The 19,735-nt window shown below is 72.2% G+C and carries 19 protein-coding genes; 11 read left to right on the top strand and 8 right to left on the bottom strand.

The window, feature by feature from the left end; translation table 11 throughout:
* Positions 1-2: 2 nt before the first annotated feature.
* From DFP74_RS05280 to DFP74_RS05265, 4 genes are all read left to right on the top strand, one after another.
* On the top strand, positions 3-1,052 hold the full coding sequence (locus tag DFP74_RS05280) for an iron-containing alcohol dehydrogenase family protein (RefSeq protein ID WP_121180678.1): 1,050 nt from the start codon (positions 3-5) through the stop codon (positions 1,050-1,052).
* A complete protein-coding gene (locus DFP74_RS05275; protein ID WP_121180677.1) occupies positions 1,030-1,800 on the top strand; it encodes a CDP-alcohol phosphatidyltransferase family protein in 771 nt (256 codons plus the stop codon). Before DFP74_RS05280 ends, DFP74_RS05275 begins: the two co-directional genes overlap by 23 nt.
* A 248-nt stretch (positions 1,801-2,048) precedes the next feature.
* On the top strand, positions 2,049-2,924 hold the full coding sequence (locus tag DFP74_RS05270) for a glycosyltransferase family 2 protein (RefSeq protein WP_121180676.1): 876 nt from the start codon (positions 2,049-2,051) through the stop codon (positions 2,922-2,924).
* A 121-nt stretch (positions 2,925-3,045) separates the two neighbouring features.
* Positions 3,046-3,315 (top strand): hypothetical protein, encoded by a 270-nt coding sequence (locus DFP74_RS05265; protein ID WP_121180675.1) that lies wholly within the window; start codon positions 3,046-3,048, stop codon positions 3,313-3,315.
* Between the two features lie 66 nt (positions 3,316-3,381).
* On the opposite strand, the gene DFP74_RS05260 is transcribed toward DFP74_RS05265, so the two are convergent.
* The 4 genes from DFP74_RS05260 to DFP74_RS05245 all read right to left on the bottom strand — a co-directional run bounded on the left by DFP74_RS05260 (position 3,382) and on the right by DFP74_RS05245 (position 8,707).
* Positions 3,382-3,981: a malonic semialdehyde reductase gene (locus tag DFP74_RS05260; RefSeq protein WP_121180674.1), complete on the bottom strand. Its 600-nt coding sequence runs from the start codon at positions 3,979-3,981 to the stop codon at positions 3,382-3,384.
* Positions 3,982-4,053: 72 nt separating this feature from the next.
* Entirely contained in the window at positions 4,054-5,238 is a 1,185-nt protein-coding gene (locus DFP74_RS05255; RefSeq protein ID WP_121188039.1) for a glycosyltransferase, read from the bottom strand.
* Positions 5,239-5,501: 263 nt separating this feature from the next.
* Entirely contained in the window at positions 5,502-6,875 is a 1,374-nt protein-coding gene (locus DFP74_RS05250) for a nucleotide sugar dehydrogenase (protein WP_121180673.1), read from the bottom strand.
* A 107-nt stretch (positions 6,876-6,982) separates the two neighbouring features.
* The gene (locus DFP74_RS05245; protein WP_233570811.1) at positions 6,983-8,707 is read right to left on the bottom strand and encodes a glycosyltransferase family 4 protein; all 1,725 of its coding nucleotides are present in this window, start codon (positions 8,705-8,707) and stop codon (positions 6,983-6,985) included.
* 250 nt (positions 8,708-8,957) lie between these two features.
* Here DFP74_RS05245 and wecB point away from each other — a divergent pair, with 250 nt between their 5' ends.
* The 5 genes from wecB to DFP74_RS05220 all read left to right on the top strand — a co-directional run bounded on the left by wecB (position 8,958) and on the right by DFP74_RS05220 (position 15,666).
* The gene (gene wecB / locus DFP74_RS05240; protein ID WP_121180671.1) at positions 8,958-10,067 is read left to right on the top strand and encodes a non-hydrolyzing UDP-N-acetylglucosamine 2-epimerase; all 1,110 of its coding nucleotides are present in this window, start codon (positions 8,958-8,960) and stop codon (positions 10,065-10,067) included.
* Positions 10,068-10,417: 350 nt separating this feature from the next.
* On the top strand, positions 10,418-12,184 hold the full coding sequence (locus tag DFP74_RS05235) for a hypothetical protein (RefSeq protein WP_121180670.1): 1,767 nt from the start codon (positions 10,418-10,420) through the stop codon (positions 12,182-12,184).
* 85 nt (positions 12,185-12,269) lie between these two features.
* Positions 12,270-14,456: a glycosyltransferase gene (locus DFP74_RS05230; RefSeq protein ID WP_121188038.1), complete on the top strand. Its 2,187-nt coding sequence runs from the start codon at positions 12,270-12,272 to the stop codon at positions 14,454-14,456.
* A gap of 329 nt (positions 14,457-14,785) precedes the next feature.
* Positions 14,786-15,169 carry a hypothetical protein gene (locus tag DFP74_RS05225; protein WP_121180669.1) on the top strand — a complete coding sequence of 128 codons (384 nt, stop codon included), beginning with the start codon at positions 14,786-14,788 and terminating at the stop codon, positions 15,167-15,169.
* Complete coding sequence (locus DFP74_RS05220; RefSeq protein WP_121180668.1) at positions 15,169-15,666, top strand: ATP-binding protein; 498 nt, start codon at positions 15,169-15,171, stop codon at positions 15,664-15,666. Before DFP74_RS05225 ends, DFP74_RS05220 begins: the two co-directional genes overlap by 1 nt.
* A gap of 51 nt (positions 15,667-15,717) precedes the next feature.
* On the opposite strand, the gene DFP74_RS05215 is transcribed toward DFP74_RS05220, so the two are convergent.
* Both DFP74_RS05215 and DFP74_RS05210 read right to left on the bottom strand, forming a co-directional pair.
* Complete coding sequence (locus DFP74_RS05215) at positions 15,718-15,879, bottom strand: DUF397 domain-containing protein (protein WP_121180667.1); 162 nt, start codon at positions 15,877-15,879, stop codon at positions 15,718-15,720.
* Positions 15,880-15,883: 4 nt separating this feature from the next.
* The gene (locus DFP74_RS05210) at positions 15,884-16,651 is read right to left on the bottom strand and encodes a helix-turn-helix transcriptional regulator (protein ID WP_147453822.1); all 768 of its coding nucleotides are present in this window, start codon (positions 16,649-16,651) and stop codon (positions 15,884-15,886) included.
* 78 nt (positions 16,652-16,729) lie between these two features.
* On the opposite strand from DFP74_RS05210, the gene DFP74_RS05205 reads away from it, so the two are divergent.
* Positions 16,730-17,200 (top strand): ATP-binding protein, encoded by a 471-nt coding sequence (locus DFP74_RS05205; protein ID WP_121180665.1) that lies wholly within the window; start codon positions 16,730-16,732, stop codon positions 17,198-17,200.
* Between the two features lie 159 nt (positions 17,201-17,359).
* Here DFP74_RS05205 and DFP74_RS05200 read toward each other — a convergent pair whose 3' ends face one another.
* Positions 17,360-17,605, bottom strand: coding sequence for a hypothetical protein (locus DFP74_RS05200; RefSeq protein WP_121180664.1), 246 nt, complete (start codon positions 17,603-17,605; stop codon positions 17,360-17,362).
* A gap of 114 nt (positions 17,606-17,719) precedes the next feature.
* Between DFP74_RS05200 and DFP74_RS05195 the strand changes: the two genes are divergently transcribed.
* Positions 17,720-18,319 (top strand): TetR/AcrR family transcriptional regulator, encoded by a 600-nt coding sequence (locus tag DFP74_RS05195; RefSeq protein ID WP_158612966.1) that lies wholly within the window; start codon positions 17,720-17,722, stop codon positions 18,317-18,319.
* A 70-nt stretch (positions 18,320-18,389) separates the two neighbouring features.
* Here the strand turns inward: DFP74_RS05195 and DFP74_RS05190 are convergent, their stop codons facing one another.
* Positions 18,390-19,676: a HAMP domain-containing sensor histidine kinase gene (locus DFP74_RS05190; protein ID WP_121180662.1), complete on the bottom strand. Its 1,287-nt coding sequence runs from the start codon at positions 19,674-19,676 to the stop codon at positions 18,390-18,392.
* Between the last annotated feature and the right edge of the window lie 59 nt (positions 19,677-19,735).

The following is a 19,735-nucleotide window of genomic DNA, read 5'->3' as shown; positions in this document are numbered from 1 at the left end:
GAATGCTGCCCTCCCCGCTGGCGATCGACGTCCGCCGCGGGGCCATCGCCTCCCTGGGGACGGTGCTCGCCGACCGGCGCATCGCCACCGAGGGACGCATCGCCGTGGCGGTCGGCCCGGGCCAGGGCGCCCAGATCGCGGCCGACCTCGACCTGCCGCAGAGCGAGGTCTTCCAGGTCGAGGAGGGCACGGTCGACGCGGCGACCGAGCTCGGCAAGAAGCTGCGCTCGGGCGCCTACGAGGCGGTCGCGGGCATCGGCGGCGGCAAGACCATCGACGTCACCAAGTTCGCCGCCACCATGGCGGGCATCCCCATGGTCGCCGTGGCCACGAACCTGGCCCACGACGGCATCGCCTCGCCGGTCAGCTCCCTGGAGCACGAGGGCGGCAAGCCCTCCATCGGCGTGACCATGCCCATCGCCGTGGTCATCGACGTCGACTACGTCCAGGCGGCCCCGCCGCACCTGGTCCGCTCCGGCATCGGCGACGTCGTCAGCAACATCTCCGCCATCGAGGACTGGGAGCTGGCGGGCCGCGAGAACGGCGAGCCGGTCGACGGCATGGCCGTCACCTTCGCGCGCGTGGCCGCCGAGGCCGTGCTGCACCGCCCGGACTCCATCGAGTCGGACGCCTTCCTCACGGTGCTCGCCGAGGGCCTGGTCCTGTCGGGCATGGCGATGTCGGTGGCCGGTTCGAGCCGTCCCGCCAGCGGTGCCTGCCACGAGATCCTGCACGCGGTCACCCAGCTCTACCCGGGCACCAGCAACCACGGCGAGCTCGCCGGGCTCGGCGCGCTCTACGCGTCGTTCCTGCGGGTGCGCCACCTCGGGTGGTCGCAGAGCCGGCTGGAGGAGATCCGGGCCTGCCTGGTCCGCCACCAGCTGCCCATGCTGCCCTCGGACGTGGGCCTGTCCCAGGAGGAGTTCGTGCGGGCCGTCGCCCACGCGCCGGGCACCCGTCCCGGGCGCTACACGATCCTGGAACACCTGAACCTCTCCGAGGACGAGATCGGGCGGAGTGTCGCGGACTATGTCGAAGCCTTCGGTCGCTGAGGTCCGCGCGGGCGGTCAGCCCGCGGGGATCAAGGAGCGGGTGAACGAGGAGCACTGGGCGGGCCGGCTCTACATGCGGGACCTCTCCCCGTACCTGAGCACGGTGTTCGTCCGGCTCCGCGTTCCCCCGAACCCGATCACCTACCTGATGATGGTGTTCGGCGTGCTCTCCGGGATCGTCGTGGCCTTCGGCGGCGTGTGGTCGGCGGTCCTGGCCGCGCTGTTCATCCAGATCTACCTGCTGCTGGACTGCTCCGACGGCGAGGTGGCCCGGTACACCGGGCGCACCAGCGTCGCGGGGATCTACCTGGACCGCATCGGCCACTACGTGTCCGAGATCGCGCTGCTCATCGGCCTGGGCGTGCGCGCCCAGGGCGAGTGGGAGGCGGGCGGCTGGGTGATCCTGGGCATGGCCGCCGCGCTCGGTGTCGCGCTGATCAAGGCCGAGACCGACAACGTGGTCGTCGCCAGGGCCAAGGCCGGGCTGCCGGAGAAGATCACCGAGGCGGCGATGCGCCCGCGCTCGTCCGGGCTGAGCCTGGCCCGCCGCCTGGCCTCGGCGCTCAAGGTGCACCGGGTCATCCAGGCGGTCGAGCTGTCGCTGCTCATCGTGGTGGCGGCGATCGTCGACGCCTTCCTGGGCGACCTGGCGGCCACCCGTGTGCTGGTGGTCGCGTGCGCCTTCGTCGGCGTGGTGATGAGCTTCGCCCACTTCGTGAGCGTGCTGGCCTCCCGCCGCCTCGAATAACGCGTCAGTGACGCTTGCGTCACATACGGGGCCGTGGGCGTTACCCGTCCCACGGCCCCGTACACCTCTCTTTTATCCTTTCGTTAGTCTGTTCCTGCGAACGTTGGCTCGTGTCCACTTGCCATCCGCATGTCGTCCACTGATCGGTCGCACCCATGGCCACTCCTGTGATCCCGCCAACGCCCGGCCCCGGTACATCCGAGTCGGAGGGTCTTCGCGCGCCCAGAGCCGAACGGAGCCGCTCCCCGTTGCCCGGTACCAGCAAGCCCACCCTGTCCTGTGTCCTGCTCACCATGGGCAATCGTCCGGCGGAGCTGCGCCGCGCGATCACCAGTGTGTTCGAGCAAAAGGACGCGGACGTCGAGGTCGTGGTGGTCGGCAACGGCGCGGACCTGCCGGAGATGCCCGAGGGCGTGCGGACGGTGCGGCTGCCGGAGAACGTGGGCATCCCCGAGGGGCGCAACCACGGGGTGCGGGCCACCGAGGGCGACATCGTCCTCTTCCTCGACGACGACGGCTGGTACCGCTCCACCGACCTGGCCCGGCACGTGCGCGAGCGCTTCGCCGCCGAGCCGTCCCTGGGCGCCCTGTCGTTCCGCATCGCCGACCCCGACGGCGGCCCTGACCAGCGGCGCCACGTGCCCCGGCTGCGGGTGGGCGACTCGCGCAAGTCGAGCGTGGTGACCACGTTCCTGGGCGGCGCCTGCGCGATCCGCCGTTCGGCGTTCGAGGCCGGCGGCGGCCTGCCCGGCGAGTTCTTCTACGCCCACGAGGAGACCGACCTCGCCTGGCGGATCATGGACGCGGGCTTCACCATCGAGTACGACGCCGACGCGGTGATGTACCACCCGGCGGTGGCGCCCACGCGGCACGAGAACTTCTACCGGCTCAACGCCCGCAACCGGGTGTGGCTGGCCCGCCGCAACCTGCCGTGGCCGCTGGCCTTCGCCTACCTGGGCACCTGGGTGGCCATGACCCTGCTGCGCGAGCGCGACCGCAAGGCGCTGCGCTCCTGGTTCGGCGGGTTCCGCGAGGGCTGGCGTGAGGACGCCGGGCCGCGCACGCCGATCCGCTGGTCCACCGCGTGGCGGATGACCCGCGCCGGCCGTCCGCCGATCATCTGAGCGGTCGTCGGTCAAAGGTTGTCGGGCGCCGGGGACGCGGGTCCGGTCGCGCGTGGCAGGATGAGGGCCGCTGCGGCGCGCGAAGGACGCGCCGCCGTTCCCTGCTTGGAGTTGCGTGCCCATGGTCTCTGGACTCGGTTCCCTCATCGTGATGCTGGTGGTCGCGGTCGTCTTCTTCGCGATCATCGGCGTGGTGATCTTCGTGATCGTCAAGGCGTCGAAGAAGAGCACTCCGCCTCCGCGGCCCCCGCACCCCCAGCAGGGGGGTCCATGGGGGCCGCAGCCGCCCCACCCCCACCAGCCGCACCAGCCCCACCCTCCCCAGCAGCCGCAAAGCCCCCAGCAGCCCCCACAGGGCGGCCAGTGGGGCCCTCCGCCACCGCACCAGTAGGCGACGGGCACGTGACAGGGGTCGGACATCCACTCACGGATGTCCGGCCCCTGTCGTGCGCGTGGGTCAGATCTCGGTGACGACCTCGTCATGCTCCAGGCGGGGGAGCCGGTCGAACCAGGCGTCCGGTCCGGGACGGCCGATGTTCATCACCACGAGCGGGCGCAGCGGAGAGTCCGCGCCGAAGAGTTCGGTGCGCACGCCCTCGGCGTCGAAGCCCGTCATCGGGCCGGCCGCCAGCCCGGCCGCGCGCACGCCCACGATCAGGTAGCCGATCTGCAGGAGCGCGTTGAACCGGGCGTCCGCCTCGCGCTTGTCCGCGTTGGCGGCGAGTGCGCCACCGACGCCCGGGACGACTGGGAACGTGCGGTCCATGTGCTGGTGGTAGTCGGTGTCGGCGGACAGCACCAGGGTGAGCGGTGCGGTGGCCGTCTTCGGGGCGTTGTTGCCCGCCATGTGGCGGACCAGGCGCTCGCGGGCCTCGGGGGAGCGGACGACCGTCACGCGCAGCGGCTGGCTGTTCATGGCCGTCGGACCGTACTTGACCAGGTCCTGGATGGCGCGTACCTGCTCATCGGTCACCGGCTCGTCGGTGAAGGTGTTCGCGGTACGGGCGTCACGGAACAACAGGTCCTGGGCGACCTTGTCGAGTGCCAGCTGCGTCATGTTCGTCCTCGGTCGTGCGTGCGGTGCGCGTCGGCCACGGGCGGTGGCCGACGCGAGGCACAACCTTGTTGACTAGGAAGATATTTCCCGTGCCGAGCGGGTGTGTCGGCGCTCACGTTGCACCAGCTGGGGGCGGCTGCGCGGCCGCGGCACGCTCGGGGTCGGGGAGGCCTCGGCCACCCACTCCTCCAGCTGCTTGACGAAGAGGCGGGCCTGGACGGGCCAGTGGAAGGACGTCTGGGCGATCTCGTGGCCCGTGCGCGCCATCTCCCGCCGCAGGCCCTCGTCGCCGCGCAGTTCCAGGACCGCCTCGGCCGCCGCCTCGACGTCGCCGAACGGCACCACCCGGCCGGCGTGGCCCTCCGGCCGTCCCGTCACCAGCGCCTCCGCCATGGGGTTGGCCGTGGTCACGACCGGCAGGCCGTGGGCCATGTACTCCACGACCTTGGTCGGCATCGAGTGCCGGTAGTTCGGGGTGTCGTGCAGCATGCTGATCCCGGCGGTCGCTCCGGCGCACATCCGCAGCGCCCGGTCGTTGGGGACGAACCCGTACCAGTGCAGGTCGTCCGCCTGCTGGGCCTCGCGCAGCATCGGCCGGACCCGGACGTCGGCGCCGCCGATGACGTCGAGCCGGACTCCGTGCGGGCGCAGCGCGCGGCCGAGTTCCACCAGCTCCCGGGCGCCGCGCGCCATGGACACGTGACCCAGGTAGACCACGCGGTCGTCACCGGGCGCGCGCGTCGGGGTCTCGGGCACCTCGGTCGTGTTGGGCACCACGGGGTGCTGGCGGCGGAACCGCGAGCGGTAGCCCTCCTCGGCCAGCAGCAGCTTCATCCGCCGCTCGGCGCGCCGCTCGAAGGAGCGGACCACCAGGCCCAGCGGACGGCGCAGCGGCCGGGGGACCCACGGCTTGGTGAGCAGCGCGGCCGCCGTGTCCTCGTGCACGTCCCACACGGTCACGGGCCGGCGGGACGGCAGGGCCAGCAGCAGCTCGGGGTCGTGGAAGAGCAGGAGGTCGGCCTGGGGGGCGTGTTCGGCGAGCACGGCGCGCGCCGCCCGCAGCGAGGCCATCCGCTCGCGTCCCGTGGCACGGGGCACGTCGATCGCGCGCAGTTCGCCCCAGGGGGTCACCCCGCACTCGCGGAAGGGCGCCACGTAGGTCACCGTGTGACCCACGTCCAGCAGTGCGCGGATCTGTCGGTGCAGGATCCGCGCGTCCTCGGGGTGGTGCACAACCGTGGCCACGAGCGCGTGCATGAAGATCACCTACGTGTCTCACCGGATGGGTCGCGGGGCGCACGAGACGTGACACCCCGTATCGATGATCCGCTCAAATCGGGCTGGACCAGCTCATCGACACGGTATTCACCAGCGGAAACATGGTGAGGAAAGCCGGGTGGACACGCGGGGTGGATCCGATGAACCTTCGGTTGGCGCCGGGTGAACGCGAAAGGGCACGCCGGTGGACGCTCGGGTGAGGTCCGTCGACGTGCCCCGGGTGAAGGCGGTGACGCGGGTGCTCAGAGGACCTGAAGGCCCTCGCGCAGGACGTGGTCGCGGCCCTGGGCGGGCACCGACGCGTCGGTCTCGGGCTCGGCGCGGCGCAGCACGCCGCGGGTGTCCAGCAGCAGCCGCGCGTACTCCGCCAGCCGCTTGGGGCGGTACTCCGCGTGGTCGGTGAGCAGGATGGTCAGGTCGGCGTCGGCCAGGGCCTGGTCCAGGTCGGTGGAGCGGGGCACGTCCACCCCGTCGACCTCCCAGGTCTCCACGTGCGGGTCGTGGTAGGTGAGCGTGGCGCCCTTGGCCGCCAGCTTCCGCGCCACCGGGCGGGCCGGCGACTCGCGCTGGTCGGCGATGTCGGCCTTGTAGGTGACGCCGAGCAGCAGCACCTTGGACCGCGACAGGGCCAGACCCGACTCGTTGAGCAGCTCCTGCGCCCGCTGCGTGACGTAGGACGGCATGCGCCCGTTGATCTCCTGGGCCAGCTCGACGAACCGGAACGGGTAGCCGAGGGTCTTGACCTTGTAGGAGAGGTAGTTGGGGTCGATGGGGATGCAGTGCCCGCCCACGCCCGGACCGGGGTAGAACGCCTGGAAGCCGAACGGCTTGGTGGCCGCCGCCGCGATGGAGTCCCACAGGTCCACGCCCAGCTCCTGGCAGAAGATGGCCATCTCGTTGACGAGTGCGATGTTGACGTGGCGGTAGGTGTTCTCCAGGAGCTTGGCCATCTCGGCCTCGCGGGTGCCCCGGGCGCGCACGACCGTGTTCACGAAGTGGCCGTAGAAGGCCGCGGCGGCCTCCCCGCACTCGGGCGTGAGCCCCCCGACGACCTTCGGGGTGTTGGCCACGCCGAAGGTCGGGTTGCCCGGGTCGATGCGCTCGGGGGAGAAGGCCAGGTGGAAGTCGGCTCCGGCCACCAGTCCGGACTCCTCCAGGATCGGGCGCACGACCTCCTCGGTGGTACCGGGGTAGGTCGTCGACTCCAGGATCACCAGGGTGCCGGGGCGCAGGTGGCCCGCGATGGTCCGGGACGCGGAGGTGACCGCGCCCAGGTCCGGGCCGCCCTCCGGTGAGAGCGGGGTGGGCACGCAGATCACGATGGTGCGGGCCGTGGCGAGGCACGCCGGGTCCGCCGTCGCGGTGAATCCGCGTTCCAGCATGGAGGCCACGTCCTCGCCGGAGAGGTCGTCCACGTGGGAGACGGCCCGCTGCAGTCCGGAGACGACGCGCTCGCTCAGGTCGAGGCCGGTCACCTTGAGCCCCGCGGAGACGGCCTCGGCCGCCAGAGGCAGGCCGACGTAGCCGAGTCCCAGGACGACGAGGTCGCTGACGGCACCGCCGGACGACTGCTCGGGAATGATGGCTTTGGCTGGTTTGGAGGCTGCGGCATCCACTTCGGGGTCACACTCGCATTCATTGGTGAACGGGCGTCGGTCATCGAGGACTGCCTTGCGTCACACAGTGCGTTGGACGTCCGAGTCTAGGTACTCGATGTCCTCGATCAAGGATTCTGGCCTGGTCCGGACAATGTCCGGATAAGAATCCGATACGCCTGGTTGTAGCGGTATGCGGCCTCGGTCCAGGTGCGGTCGGCACCGACCTTGCTCCGGCCTGCTCGGCCGTAGGAGATCCGCCTTTCCCGACTGTAGGCGAGTTTTGTCAGAGCATCGGCGAGACCTGCCGATTCGCCCGCCGGAATTAACTCGCCGGTCACTCCAGGTTCCACGATCTCTCGCAATGCCGGTAGGTCACTGGCGACCACGGGAAGTCCCCCGGCCATCGCCTCCACCGGCTTGAGCGGCGTCACCAGACGGCACACCCGCTCGTCCCTGCGCGGCACGACGAACACGTCCAGGGCCGCGTGGTGGGCGCGCACCCGGTCGGCGGGGACCCGGCCGGGGAAGTGCACGGCGCCGTCGAGCCCCAGCGTCCGCGCGCGGTCGCGCAGGACCGGCAGTTCTGGGCCGTCGCCCACGAGCAGGGCGTGCACCCGATCGCCGCGTTCGCGCATCAGCGCGACCGCGTCCACCAGGACCTCCAGGCCCTCGTAGCCGAAGAAGCTGGTCGTGGTGCCCACCACGAAGTCCTCCGTGCCGATGCCCAGGCCCTCGCGGACCTCCGTGCCCGAGGGCAGCGGGTCCAGGAACGACGCCTCCACCGCGTTGGGCACGACCAGCAGCCGCTCGCGGGCGACCCCCCGCGCCTCGATGTCGGCGCGCATCGTCTCGCCCAGCGTCACCACCAGGTCGGCGGCCAGCATGCAGGCCGTCTCGTTGGCGCGTTCGGCCTGGTAGAAGGCGTCCTCGACACTCCTGGACGGGTCGCGCGAGAGCCACGACTCCTCCAGGAAGCCCCGGGCCTCGTACACGACCGGCAGGCCGTGGCGCCGCCCCAGTTCCAGGGCCAGACGGGCGTTGTGGTGGTTGCTGGCGGCGTGCAGCACGTCCGGGCGCACCGCCTCGACCAGCTTCGACGCCATGCGCACGCCCACCACGAGCTCCTCGGCCGCGTCGGCCGGAGCCCGCCACGGGATGAGGCGGTGGTAGGTGACGCCGTCCAGGCGGACCACGGTGCGCGCGTCGCGTACGCCCTTGGTCAGCGGGAACCCCGCCCTGGTGACCACGTGCACGTCCATGCCGGCCTCGCGCTGGGCGACCGCGATCTTGTGCGTGCGCTGGGTGTACCCCGCGTTGGTCGACGGGAGCGCGTTGGTGACGAGGTGGAGTACGCGCAATCCCGCCCCCGGAGACCCCGGATCGTCCGCCACACGCCACCGTTCACCTGCCGGTACGGGCGGTCGCCCAGCGTTCACCGTGTCGTCGGGCGGCGTTCGGGCATCGCGGGTTAACGTGATTCCGTGATGGTCGGGCGACGAGGACACGGGGACGGCACGTCCGGTGGCCACGGCCGTCCGGTACTCCGCGGCATCCCGGAAGCGCCCCTCCGGAATCCGGCTCACCAGAGCGCGGGCGGTGTCGGCGTCTCCCGCGGCCAGGCAGGCCGCCACGAGACGGCCGACCCGGCGGGGGGAGGCACCTCGTGCCGCGGACAGGACCGACGCGCGGGCGTCCTCGCGACGCCCCCGGTCCCACAGGGCGTAGGCGCGGGCGAGGCCCCCACACCGGGAGGCCGCGGCCCGCACCGCACGCCGGGCGGGGCCGGGCAGCAGCCGCAGCGCGAGCAGCGGCAGACGGGCGGGATCGGCCCTCAGGTGTCGCCAGGCCAACGAGAGTGTGAACGTCCCGGCCCGCACCCAGCGGGTGCGCGGGCGGGGAGCGCGGGTTCGGGAAGTCTGGGTGTCGTGCACGGTAGGTCACACAACCACGTGGACGTGACCAGATGGTGACACCACGGCGACACGGGCGGGACGGCTGGGGCAAGGAACGCCGCTCCGGCACTCCTCCGGAGCCGCCGTTCGGCCGAACGGACCCCATCACACGGCAAACTCCACTCCAACAGAAGGAAACGTGACAGACGTGGCAACGAGCGCCCCCCTTGGTAGCCAGGACACCGGGATCGTGCACGTCGTCGGCGCGCGCCCCAACTTCGTCAAGGCCGCGCCCGTCGTCTCCGCCCTGCGCGGGCGAGGGGCCCACCAGTCGGTCGTCCACACCGGGCAGCACTACGACGACCGGATGTCGGCCGTGTTCTTCCGCGACCTGGGCCTGCCCACGCCGGACGTCGACCTCGGGGTGGGATCGGGCTCGCACGCCGTGCAGACCGCCGCCCTCATGGTCGGGCTGGAGAAGGAGTTCACCGAGCGCCGGCCCGGCATGGTGGTCGTCTACGGTGACGTCAACTCCACCGTGGCCGCCGCCCTGGTCGCCGCCAAGCTGGGCATCCCGGTGGCCCACGTGGAGGCCGGACTGCGCTCCTTCGACAACACGATGCCCGAGGAGGTCAACCGGCGAGTCACCGACCAGCTGAGCGACCTCTGCTTCGCCACGAGCCCCGAGGCCATCGGCCACCTGGCCTCCGAGGGCGTCTCGACCGACCGCGTCCACCTGGTCGGCAACCCCATGATCGACACCCTGCTGGCCAACCTCGACCGGTTCGACGCCGACGCCCTGCGCGCGCGACTCGGCCTGCCCGAGCGCTACGTCGCCGCCACGCTGCACCGGCCCGCCAACGTCGACGACCCCGACACGGCCGCCCTGCTGGCCAGGCGGCTGCACGAGATCGCCGACCAGGTCGACGTCGTCATGCCGGTCCACCCCCGCGGCAAGGCCGCCTTCGAACGCGCCGGACTCGGCGACCATCCACGGGTGCACCTGCTGGAGCCCCTCGGCTACCTCGACTTCGTCGCCCTCGTCCGCGGCTCCGCGGCCGTGGTCACCGACTCCGGCGGCGTCCAGGAGGAGACCACCGTCCTCGGCGTGCCCTGCCTGACCCTGCGCCCCAACACCGAGCGGCCCGTCACCATCACCCACGGGACCAACCAGCTCGTCACCGAGGCCGACCTCCTCCAGACCGTCACCAAGGTCCTGCACGGCCAGACCCCCGAGCGCGTCGGCAGCACCCCGCCCCTGTGGGACGGGCACGCCGGAGAGCGCATCGCCACCATCCTCACCCAGTGGTCCAGGTGATCCCATGCCATGCCCGTCCCCACCCTCCCCCAGACCACCGGCCGAGCCGGCCTGTCGCCCGCCATCGCCCGACGGCCGCGGGTCGCGGGACCGTCCTGTGACGGAGGGCCCGCGGCTCCGGCCCTGGTCCGCGCGCCTGGCCCTGGGCATCCGGACCCGGCCCGGCACTCGACGGGGCGACGACCCCGCCGTACGGCGCGGACGGCCCTCCGGCGCCGGTTCGCGCCTGACGACGGGCATCCGGACCAGGCCTGGTACACGCCGGGGACTCCACCCGGCACCGTCGGAACCGACACACGCGACGAACGCGGCGGGTTCGCCGATCCGACCAGAACGCAAGGTGGCAGACCGTGAAACGGCGTGAACAGAGCCAGACCGAACAGCTCCGGCAGGCCCTCGCCGAGCGCGAGGCACAACTCCAGGAGGCGCGCTCGCGCCTGGCCGCCGTGGAGGGCTCCACCTCGCTGCAGGTGGGACGGGCCCTGACCGCGGCCGCCAAACGGCCCGGCCGCTCCCTGGTCAAGCTCCCGCGTGACCTCTACCGTCTCTGGCGCCGCAGCGGCAGCACCAGACACACCGAGCGCCGTCGGCCCGGGGCGGAGCCCGTGCGCTCCTTCGATGCCGAACGCCAGGAGGCGCGCCTGCTCACCGGAGTCGTGGGCGGACGCGAGGACCTGCTCGTCGTGGCCACCGTCGTGGGCCCCGAGATCCAGCAGGCCGTCGACCCCTACGTGCGGACCGTGCCGCTGCGTCCCCACGACGCCCAGATCGTCATGGACGGCGTGGACGTGGACCTGGTCCTCGTCTCGTCCTCCGCGGCCGCCCCCGGCTCCCCGTGGGCCCACGTGGGCGACCCCGCCGTGGTCGACCGCACGCGCGCCCTGCACTGGGTCCTGGAGTCCGCCGCCGCCCGCGGCATCCCCACGGTGCTGCTCGACGACGCGCCGGCCCCGCCCGCGCTGCGCGAGCTCGGCTTCGACCGGATCCACGACGGGGACGCCGGCGTCCCCCTGCACCAGTTCAACCCCGTCGCCGCCGACCTCGTCCGCGGCCCCGAGGCGGTCTACGTCCGCTCCGGGCCGGGCGACCGGGTCCCCGACCTGCTCACCGACCTGGGCGCCGGGGTCACCGACGTCGACTCGCCCGACCTGGCCGACGCCCTGCGCGCCGCCAACGTCGCGGTCGTCCCCGGCTCCGGCCCCGACCACGAGCGCATGCGCCGCCGGGCCTGGGCCTGCGGCGCCCACGTGGTGGCGCACACCGACCCGGCGCGGACCGGCGGCGAGGACCTGGCGGTGTCCGTGCCGCGCCTGCGCGCCGCCGTGCCCAGCTCGGCGGAACAGCGCACCATGCTGCGCCAGGTCTTCTTCGACACGGCCACCCCGGTGCGCCTCGCCGAGATCCTGGAGGGACTCGATCTGGCCACCGACACCCCCGGCGCCCAGCTGCCGCTGCGCGGCCGCTCGGTGGCCGTCCTGGCCGACCCCGCCGGTGAGGCCGAGGCCGACCTGCTCGCCGACGACCTGCTCGCGGCCACACTGCGACCGACCGAGGTCGTGGTGCCCGGCGCCGCCGCCCGCCTGCCCGGCGTGCAGCGGCTGCGGGCCGAGGGCGTGACCGTGCGCTCGGCCCGCTTCAGCGCCCCGGACACTCCCGAGGAGCTCACCCGCGACGGCGACCGTCCCCGCATCGGCGCGCTCGGCACCGACGGCTGGGCCGCGCTGGCCGAACGCGCCACCGCGCCGTGGGCCTACCCGTGGACCGGGCGCGTGGGCGCCGACCGGCTCGCCGACCTGGTGTGCGCGGCCGAGTGCTCGGGCGCCGACGCCGTCGGCGCGCCCGCTCCCGGCGAGACCGAGGGCGCCCGCGGTGACGCGGGCGGGCACGGTTTCTTCGACCGCACGCGCTCGGGCGGCACCCAGTATGTTTTCGTCAGTGCCGTGACGCCGGAACTGGCCAGGACACCGCTGTTGCGCCGAGGGTGGAACCCGGCCGAGTGGAACCGGCGCGGCAACCGCCTGCTGGCACTGGGACCGGACCACGGCCCCGGCCCCGGTGGCGGAGCCGGCGGTTCCGCCCACAGCGCCGCCGACGCGTCGACGGGCGCGGTCGGTTGATCCCCCGTCGCACTGACCGCTCCGCGCGGAACACCCGAAAGCATCCGAAGGGAAGAACGTGAGTACACCTTCTCCGCGCGCGCTCCTGTACGGGGACGTGGACCTCAACATCATCGACGGCTCCGCGATCTGGGCGCAGTCGATGGCGCAGGCCCTGGCCGCGGCCGGATGCGAGGTGACCCTCCTGCTCAAGGCGCCGGTGCGCACCGACCGGCTGGTCGCACCGCTGGCCGACGCGCCCGGGATCCGCCTGCTGCGCCCCTACGAGGACGACCTCGTGCCCGACCGGGGTCCGCGCGGACTCACCCCGGAGCAGGCCGTCGAGCTCATCACCCGCCAGCACGAGCGCCGCCCCTTCGACCTCGTCGTGGTCCGAGGCCGCCGCCTGGCGGGGCTCGCCGCCCAGGAGGAGGCCCTGGCCGGACGGCTGTGGACCTACCTCACCGACTTCCCGCACAGCGTCGGCGAGCTGACCGCCACCTCCACCGCCGAGCTCACCGAGATCGCGCTCGCCTCCCGGTTCCTGCTCTGCCAGACCGAGGAGCTGCGCGCCTTCCTGGAGTCGTCGGTGCCCGCCGCGTGCGGGCGCTCCGTGCTGTTCCCGCCCGTGGTGGTGGTGCCCGAGGGCGTCCAGGCCGACGGCCAGGTGCACGCCCGCACGCGCATCGCCTACACGGGCAAGTTCGCGCCGCGCTGGAACACCCTGGAGATGACCGAGCTCCCCGAGCGGCTCGGCCGGCTCGGCGTCGACGCCGAGATGGTCATGATCGGCGACAAGATCCACGCCGAGCCCGCCGACTGGGCCAAACGCATGCGCCGGGCCCTGGAGTCGACCGAGCACGTGGACTGGCGCGGCGGCATGGCGCGCGCGGAGGCGCTCCGCCAGTCCGCCGACTGCGACTTCGGGCTGTCCTGGCGCGACCCGTCCATGGACGCGAGCCTGGAGCTGTCCACCAAGGTGCTGGAGCTCGGCGCGCTCGGCCTGCCGGTCGTCCTCAACCGCACCCCCATGCACGAGGCGCTGCTGGGCGCGGACTACCCGCTCTTCGCCGGGGCGGACATCGGTTCGGTCGCCGAGGTCGTCGCCCGCGCCTACGCCGACCGCGAACTGTACGCGGACGCGGCGCGCAGGTGCCGGGACGCGGCGGCGGCGCACGCGCTGGAGCGGGCGGCCGAGCGGCTGCGCGGCTACCTGGCCGAGGCGCTGCCCACCGCCCCGGAGGGCGCCGACCCCGAGCGCCCCCTCAAGGTGGTCGTGGCCGGCCACGACCTGAAGTTCTTCACCCGGCTGGCGGAGTACCTGGACGCCCTGCCGGGCCTGGACGTGCGCATCGACCAGTGGGAGGGGCTCAACGCCCACGACCAGTACCGCTCGCGCGAGCTGGCGGGCTGGGCCGACGTGGTGATCTGCGAGTGGTGCGGGCCCAACGCGCTGTTCTACGCCAAGTGGAAGCGCCCCGACCAGCGGCTCATCGTCCGGCTGCACCGGTTCGAGCTGTACGCGGAGTGGCCGCGCAAGCTCGACATCGGCAAGGTCGACGCGGTGGTGTGCGTGAGTCCGCACTACGCGGACCTGACGCGCGACATCACGGGGTGGCCGTCGGACAAGGTCGTGGTCGTGCCCAACTGGGTGGACGACGTCCAGCTGGCGCGGCCCAAGCTGGCCGGGGCGGAGTACTCCCTGGGCATGATCGGGATCGCCCCCTCGCGCAAGCGGCTGGACCGGGGGCTGGACGTCATCTCCGAGCTGCGGCGGATGGACCCCAGGTACACGCTCTCGGTCAAGACCAAGCAGCCGTGGGAGTACTGGTGGATCTGGAACCGCCCGGAGGAGCGCTCCTACTTCGAGCGGGTGTACCGCCGGATCCAGCGGGACGAGCGCCTCGCCTCCGGCGTGGTGTTCGACCCCTTCGGGCCGGACGTGGCCACGTGGCTGCGACGGGTGGGCTTCATGCTCTCCACCAGTGACGACGAGTCGTTCCACCTGGCGCCGGCCGAGTGCGCGGCCTCGGGCGGGGTGCCCGCCCTGCTGCCGTGGCCGGGCGCGGACACCATCTACGACCCGCACTGGATCCACGACGACGCGGTCGCCATCGCCGAGGCCGTCCACGCGACCGTCTCCGAGGGCTGCTTCGCCGCCGAGGCCGAGCGGGCGCGCGCGGAGGTGACAAGCGTCTACGGGCTGGACCGGGTCCGCTCGCTGTGGAGCGACCTGGTGGTGCGCGGCAAGGTTCCGGAGAACGCCGCGGCGGCCTCCGCCGCCCACTCCTGACACCGACCCGAAGGGGCGTTCCGGCACCGCCGGAACGCCCCTTTTCCTGGGGTCACATTACCCGAGAAATCACCCCAAATTCCGACAAAGAGATTACTTTCGGCGGGAGCAGGGTTTTATGGCCAAGGCTTCAGGGGCCAGGGCTGACCTGGGCTGACGCGACGGAATTCGGACTACTTCCGAACGCCCTCCCGAAAAAGTTCCCCCTTGCCCCCTCCATGCCCTACTCTTTGTCGCAAACACAACCGAACAAGCGGAGGCCCCGCGACGCTAGCTTGCGTCCGAGGCCGTGGCCAGCAACTCACTCCTCTAAGACAAGGATTGCTGACATGGGTCAGTTTAGCCCTGCCTTCCTCAGGTCTGCCCTCGACTGCCTGAAGGCCCTGCTCACCCCCGCGCGCGGACGCCACTCTGTGGCCGGCCGCCGACGCCGCTCCACCCGTGTGCGCCGCTACGCGCCCCTGCCGGACCCCGCGCTCGCCCGGGCCGCCACGCGCCCGGCACCCCGCCTCGCCGCGCCGCCCGCGCCCATCCCGGCCGAAGAGGTCGCCCTGGTGCGCGGCTACTACCGCGCCTTCGAGACCGAACGCGACCTCGCCCGCGTCCAGGCCCAGGCCCGCGCCCGCCTCGACCAGTGGACCGCCAGGCCCCCGGTCGGCGACCTGCTCGCCCCTGTTCCCCGGCCGCGCCGCGCCGAGGCGGTGGCCGTCTGATGCACGCGATCACCACCGGAACGCGCCCGACCGTCTTCTGGGAACACCGCACCTACCCGGGCGATCTCTCCGAGCTCTCCCGAGTCCGCGCCGACCTGGCCACCGACCTGGCCGGATTCGACTCCGACCTGGTCGACACCCTCCAGCTGGTCACCAGCGAACTCCTGGCCAACGGCGTCAAATACACCGACTCGGGACGCCGGGACGGCGAGGTCATCCGGGCCCTGTCCATGCCCGACGAACGCACCCTGCGCGTGTCGCTCAGCGACTGCGGCGGCGGAGGCGGGATTCCTCGCATCCCCACCGAACGCACCGAGGCCGAGTGGGACGGGGCCGAGGGCCAACGCGGGCTGCTACTGGTCGAGAACCTGTCCACGGCCTGGGGGCACTTCCCCCTCGCTCCCTGGGCCGATCTGGGCACCCACGTCTGGGCCACCTTCGCGGTGGACCAGGCGAGCGTCCCGCCCGACCTGAGTCCCTACGTCTTCACGCGCTGACAGCATCGGGCCCCGTCAGAACACCTGACGGGGCCCGCTTGCGTGTAGGGGCTACTGAACCTGGGCCGCCCGGACGAGGGCGGCCCACTCGGTGGGATCGAACTCCAGGTGTCCGAGGTCCCGGTGCTTGGTGTCACGGACGAGCGTGGTGGCGCCCTCCGCGACCTCAACACAGTCCCCACCGCTGGGGGAATGGCTGGACTTGTGCCACATGCTGCTACCTCACTTCTTCCAGGAACCGGCGCGACGCGGCCGCGGGGAGGGAACGGCCCAGGGCTGCCTTGATCTGGTGGTGCAGGCGGCCGATGTCGCTCGCCTCGTCGTGCACGATAACGCCCCTGTTGTGCTCACTCGCACTTATTGCCCCGCCTTCGCGAAGGTGGAACATCATCAGTGGCCCCATGAGGCCGATCGGGGTTTCCTCGTCCATGATCAGGTGCACGTCGACGTGCCCGGTGCCGGTCAGCTCCAGCAGCCGAGTCGCCTGCTCCCGTCGAACGTCCGGCGGCAGGCGGTCGACGGCGAAGGCGGGGAACACCGCCGTCACGGAGGCCAGCCCGTTCGCGATGAGCGCTTCGAGCCTTCGGGAACGCGCGTCCACCAGACGCGCGATGTCGGCGGCGGGGATGAGGTTGCGTCCCATCATCAGCTGCATGTAGCCCGTGCACTGCAACAGCCCTGGGACCAGGTGCGGTGAAATCAGCTCGATGAGGCGGGCGCGTTCCTCCAGGAGGGCGATGTCGTGCGCCCAGGGCGGCAACGGCGACCCCGTCTTCTCGATCTGCCACGCGCGCATGAGCTGGCTGCCGTAGCCCAGTTCACGGTCCAGCGACACCGCGACCTCCCGGGGCGGCAGGTACTCGCCTCTCTCCCACCGGCCGACCGTGGTCCCCACGGCGCCGACGAGCCTGCCCAACCGGTCCAGGGTCCAGCCTCGTGATGTGCGGCCCGAACGCAGCAGCGTGCGAAAAGATGCATCGTCCATGCGCCGAGAATACGGGGATGCACATGCGCTAGGCGGTGGGCTTGTCACTCATCGTGAGCGCACTGTGATCTGGGTCCCATGAACCGAGAGATCTCCGCCGCAGAACCGTTCCAGCCGGAGCATGGCAGGGCGCTGGCCTTCGCTCCACCTCACAACGAGGTGCTCTGGCGAGGCCGCACCAGCTTCCCCGGGGTGCCCACCTCCGTCGGCGAGGCCCGAACCTGGCTGCACGCCCGGCTCACCACCCAAGGCATCGAGCCGCCGGAGAACATCGGCCTGATCCTTTCCGAGCTCGCCACCAACGCCGTGCACCACACGCAAAGCGGCCTCCCCGGCGGCAGGTTCGCAGTCCGGCTCCTCATCCATCCCGACCGCCTCCGCCTGGAGGTCCGCGACGGTGGCCCCCTCGGGAACGTTCACCCCCTGCGTCGTCCCGCCCCGGACGCGCTCGCCGAACACGGGCGCGGCCTCGTCCTCGTGAACTCGTTCGCCCCGCGCTGGGGACGCCTGACGAACGGCCACGGCATGTACGCGGAAGTGGACCGATGACCTCCGCGATGCCCGGCGGACCACCGGGGTGGCGCCGAGAACATCTCCGCATCTTCTCTCTCCTGGCATCGCCGGGCCGCCCCTCGCCGTGCGCGGTGGGGGAGCGGGGCGGGCGGAGCCGGTGCCGTTTCCCGGGACGCGCGGTGAGCGCGGAGGCGGTCAGTCGTGGCGGGCGGCGAAGCACGCGGCGAGCACGAAGACGCAGCCCGTCGTGCCGAGCAGGAACGGTGCCCCGGCCGGAAGCGGGACGCGTTCGCCCACCCACGCGAGGGGTCCCCAAGCCAAGCCCCAGAGGCTCTCGGTCAGCCCCGACCCGTAGCCCTGGACGATCAGCAGGAGCCCGGTGACCAGGGTGAGCCCGTAGATCCACGCCTCCCCGAACATGAGGCGGAGGTCCTTCGACATGCCCAGCTCCTTCCCTTTTGGCGATGCGACCGCATTGCAATGCACTTGCATCGTAACCATGGGGCGAGGAGTGTGGTGCAATGCGGTGCGTCGGACGAGAAGGCGGGGGAGACGATGCCCAAACGGGTGGACCACCAGCAGCGGCGCGCCCAGATCGCGGAGGCGGTCTGCTCCCTCGTCTCCGCTCGGGGGCTGGAGGCCGTCAGCCTGCGCGACGTGGCGGCCGAAGCCGGGATCTCGATGGGGCGCGTGCAGCACTACTTCCGGACCAAGGACGAGATGCTGCTGTTCGTGCTGGAGTACGTCGCCGACCGCGATGTCCGCGGAACGCGCGAGTGTCTGGCCGCGGAGCCGGCACCGCCCTCGCCGCGGGCCGTCGTCGGCTCGGTCCTGGGCGGCCTGCTCGACGACGATCCCCGCCGGGTGGAGGCGCAGCGCGTCGGCCTCGCCTTCCTGGCACGGGCGCTGGTCGAGCCGCGCCTGGCCGCCTCCCTGCTCCAGGGCTACGCGGGCATCCAGGGCCTCCTGGAACAGGTGCTGCGCCAGGGGATCGACGAGGGGTCGGTCGACGCGGCCACCGACCCGGAGTCGGCGGCCACCGAGGTCTTCGCGTTGGCGGAAGGGCTGAGGGCGCAGACACTGCTGGGCCACCTGACGCGGGCGAGGGCGCTGGCGGTCCTCGATGACCGTCTGGACCGGCTCTTCACCGGCTGAACGGCCGTCGAGTTCCGGACGCACGAGGGCACGGACATCGTCCGGACCAGGGGTCCGGCGCCCGGGGAGGTCAGACGGGGCCGGTCATCTTGCTGAGGCCGCCCGCGCCGGCCGGCAGGAACAGCGCGAAGGTGGTCGGCCGGGTCTGCACCAGCTCGATCCTGGCGCCCTCGGACTCGGCGATGTGCCGGGCCAGGGCCAGGCCCAGGCCGGTACCGCCGCTCCCGCTGACCTCGCGCTCGAAGATCCGGCCGGACAGGTGCTCGGGCACGCCCTCGCCCTCGTCGCTGACCTCCACGCGCACCGACTGGCCGGTGTCCAGGCGCCGGATGGTGACCGTGCCCGCGCCGTGCTTGTAGGCGTTCTCCACCAGCGTCGCCAGGATCTGCGCCAGGTCGGTGGGCACCGTCATCGCGGTCAGCCCCGGGTCTCCGGTGACCAGCAGCCTGCGCTGCTCCTGCATGAGGACGGGCGACCACTCCTCCTGGATGTGGTTGAGCACCGGGTCGAGTTCGACCGGTTCGACCTCGGGGTTCTGGCTCTTGCGGGCCCGCCCCAACAGGCTCTCGACGGTCTCCACCAGCCGCTCGGTCTGGGCGAGGGCGGCCTCGCCCTCCTCCCGGACGATCTCGGGGTCGCCGGACTCGGCGATGATCTCCTCCAACCGCATCGTCAGCGCGGTCAGCGGCGTGCGCAGCTGATGGGAGGCGTCGGTGGCGAAGTGGCGCTCGGTGGCGATGAGCCCGGCGATGCGCTCGGCGCTGCGGTCCAGCACCTCCGCCACCCGGTCGGCCTCGGGAATCCCGTACCGGTGGCCCCACGGTGAGGCCACGCCGGAGCCCAGGCGTTCGGCCGTGGCCGCCAGGTCGACCAGCGGCAGGGTGAGCCTGCGGGCCTGGAACATGGACAGGCCCACGGCCACCCCGATGGCGAGCAGGGACAGCGAGGCGATGCCCAACCACGCCTGGATCACGCTCTGCTGGACCGACTCGGCCTCCGCCCAGACCTCCACGCGCGTGCCGTCGCCGGTCAGCGCGGTCTGGCGCAGGAGGCGGGGCGAGTCGGGCGCCTCCGGGTTGAGCGCCGGGTCGCCCGCGGTCACCGTGGAGACGCCGCCCCCCGGGGTGATGCGGACGAACCGGTCGGTGTAGGTGCGGTCGAACTCGGCCAGGTCGATCTCACCGTGGAGTTCGAGCATGCTGTCGCTCTCGGCGCCGATGAGCTCGGCCTCGCCCTGGAGCTGGCGGCTGCTCTCGTCGTGCACGAGCTTGTACGTGAGCGCGCCCAGGGGCAGCCCGAGCAGCATGACGGTGATGACGGTCACCACGAGCGTGGAGAAGACCATCCTCCTGCGCATGTCACCTCACGTCCGTACGGCCTCTGGGTCGGCCGGCCGGTACCGAGCGCTGTGAACCC

This window comes from Nocardiopsis sp. Huas11 (assembly GCF_003634495.1).
Classification (GTDB): domain Bacteria; phylum Actinomycetota; class Actinomycetes; order Streptosporangiales; family Streptosporangiaceae; genus Nocardiopsis.
The sequence above is the reverse complement of the archived record's forward strand: the minus strand, read 5'-3'. Positions and strand labels throughout refer to the sequence as shown.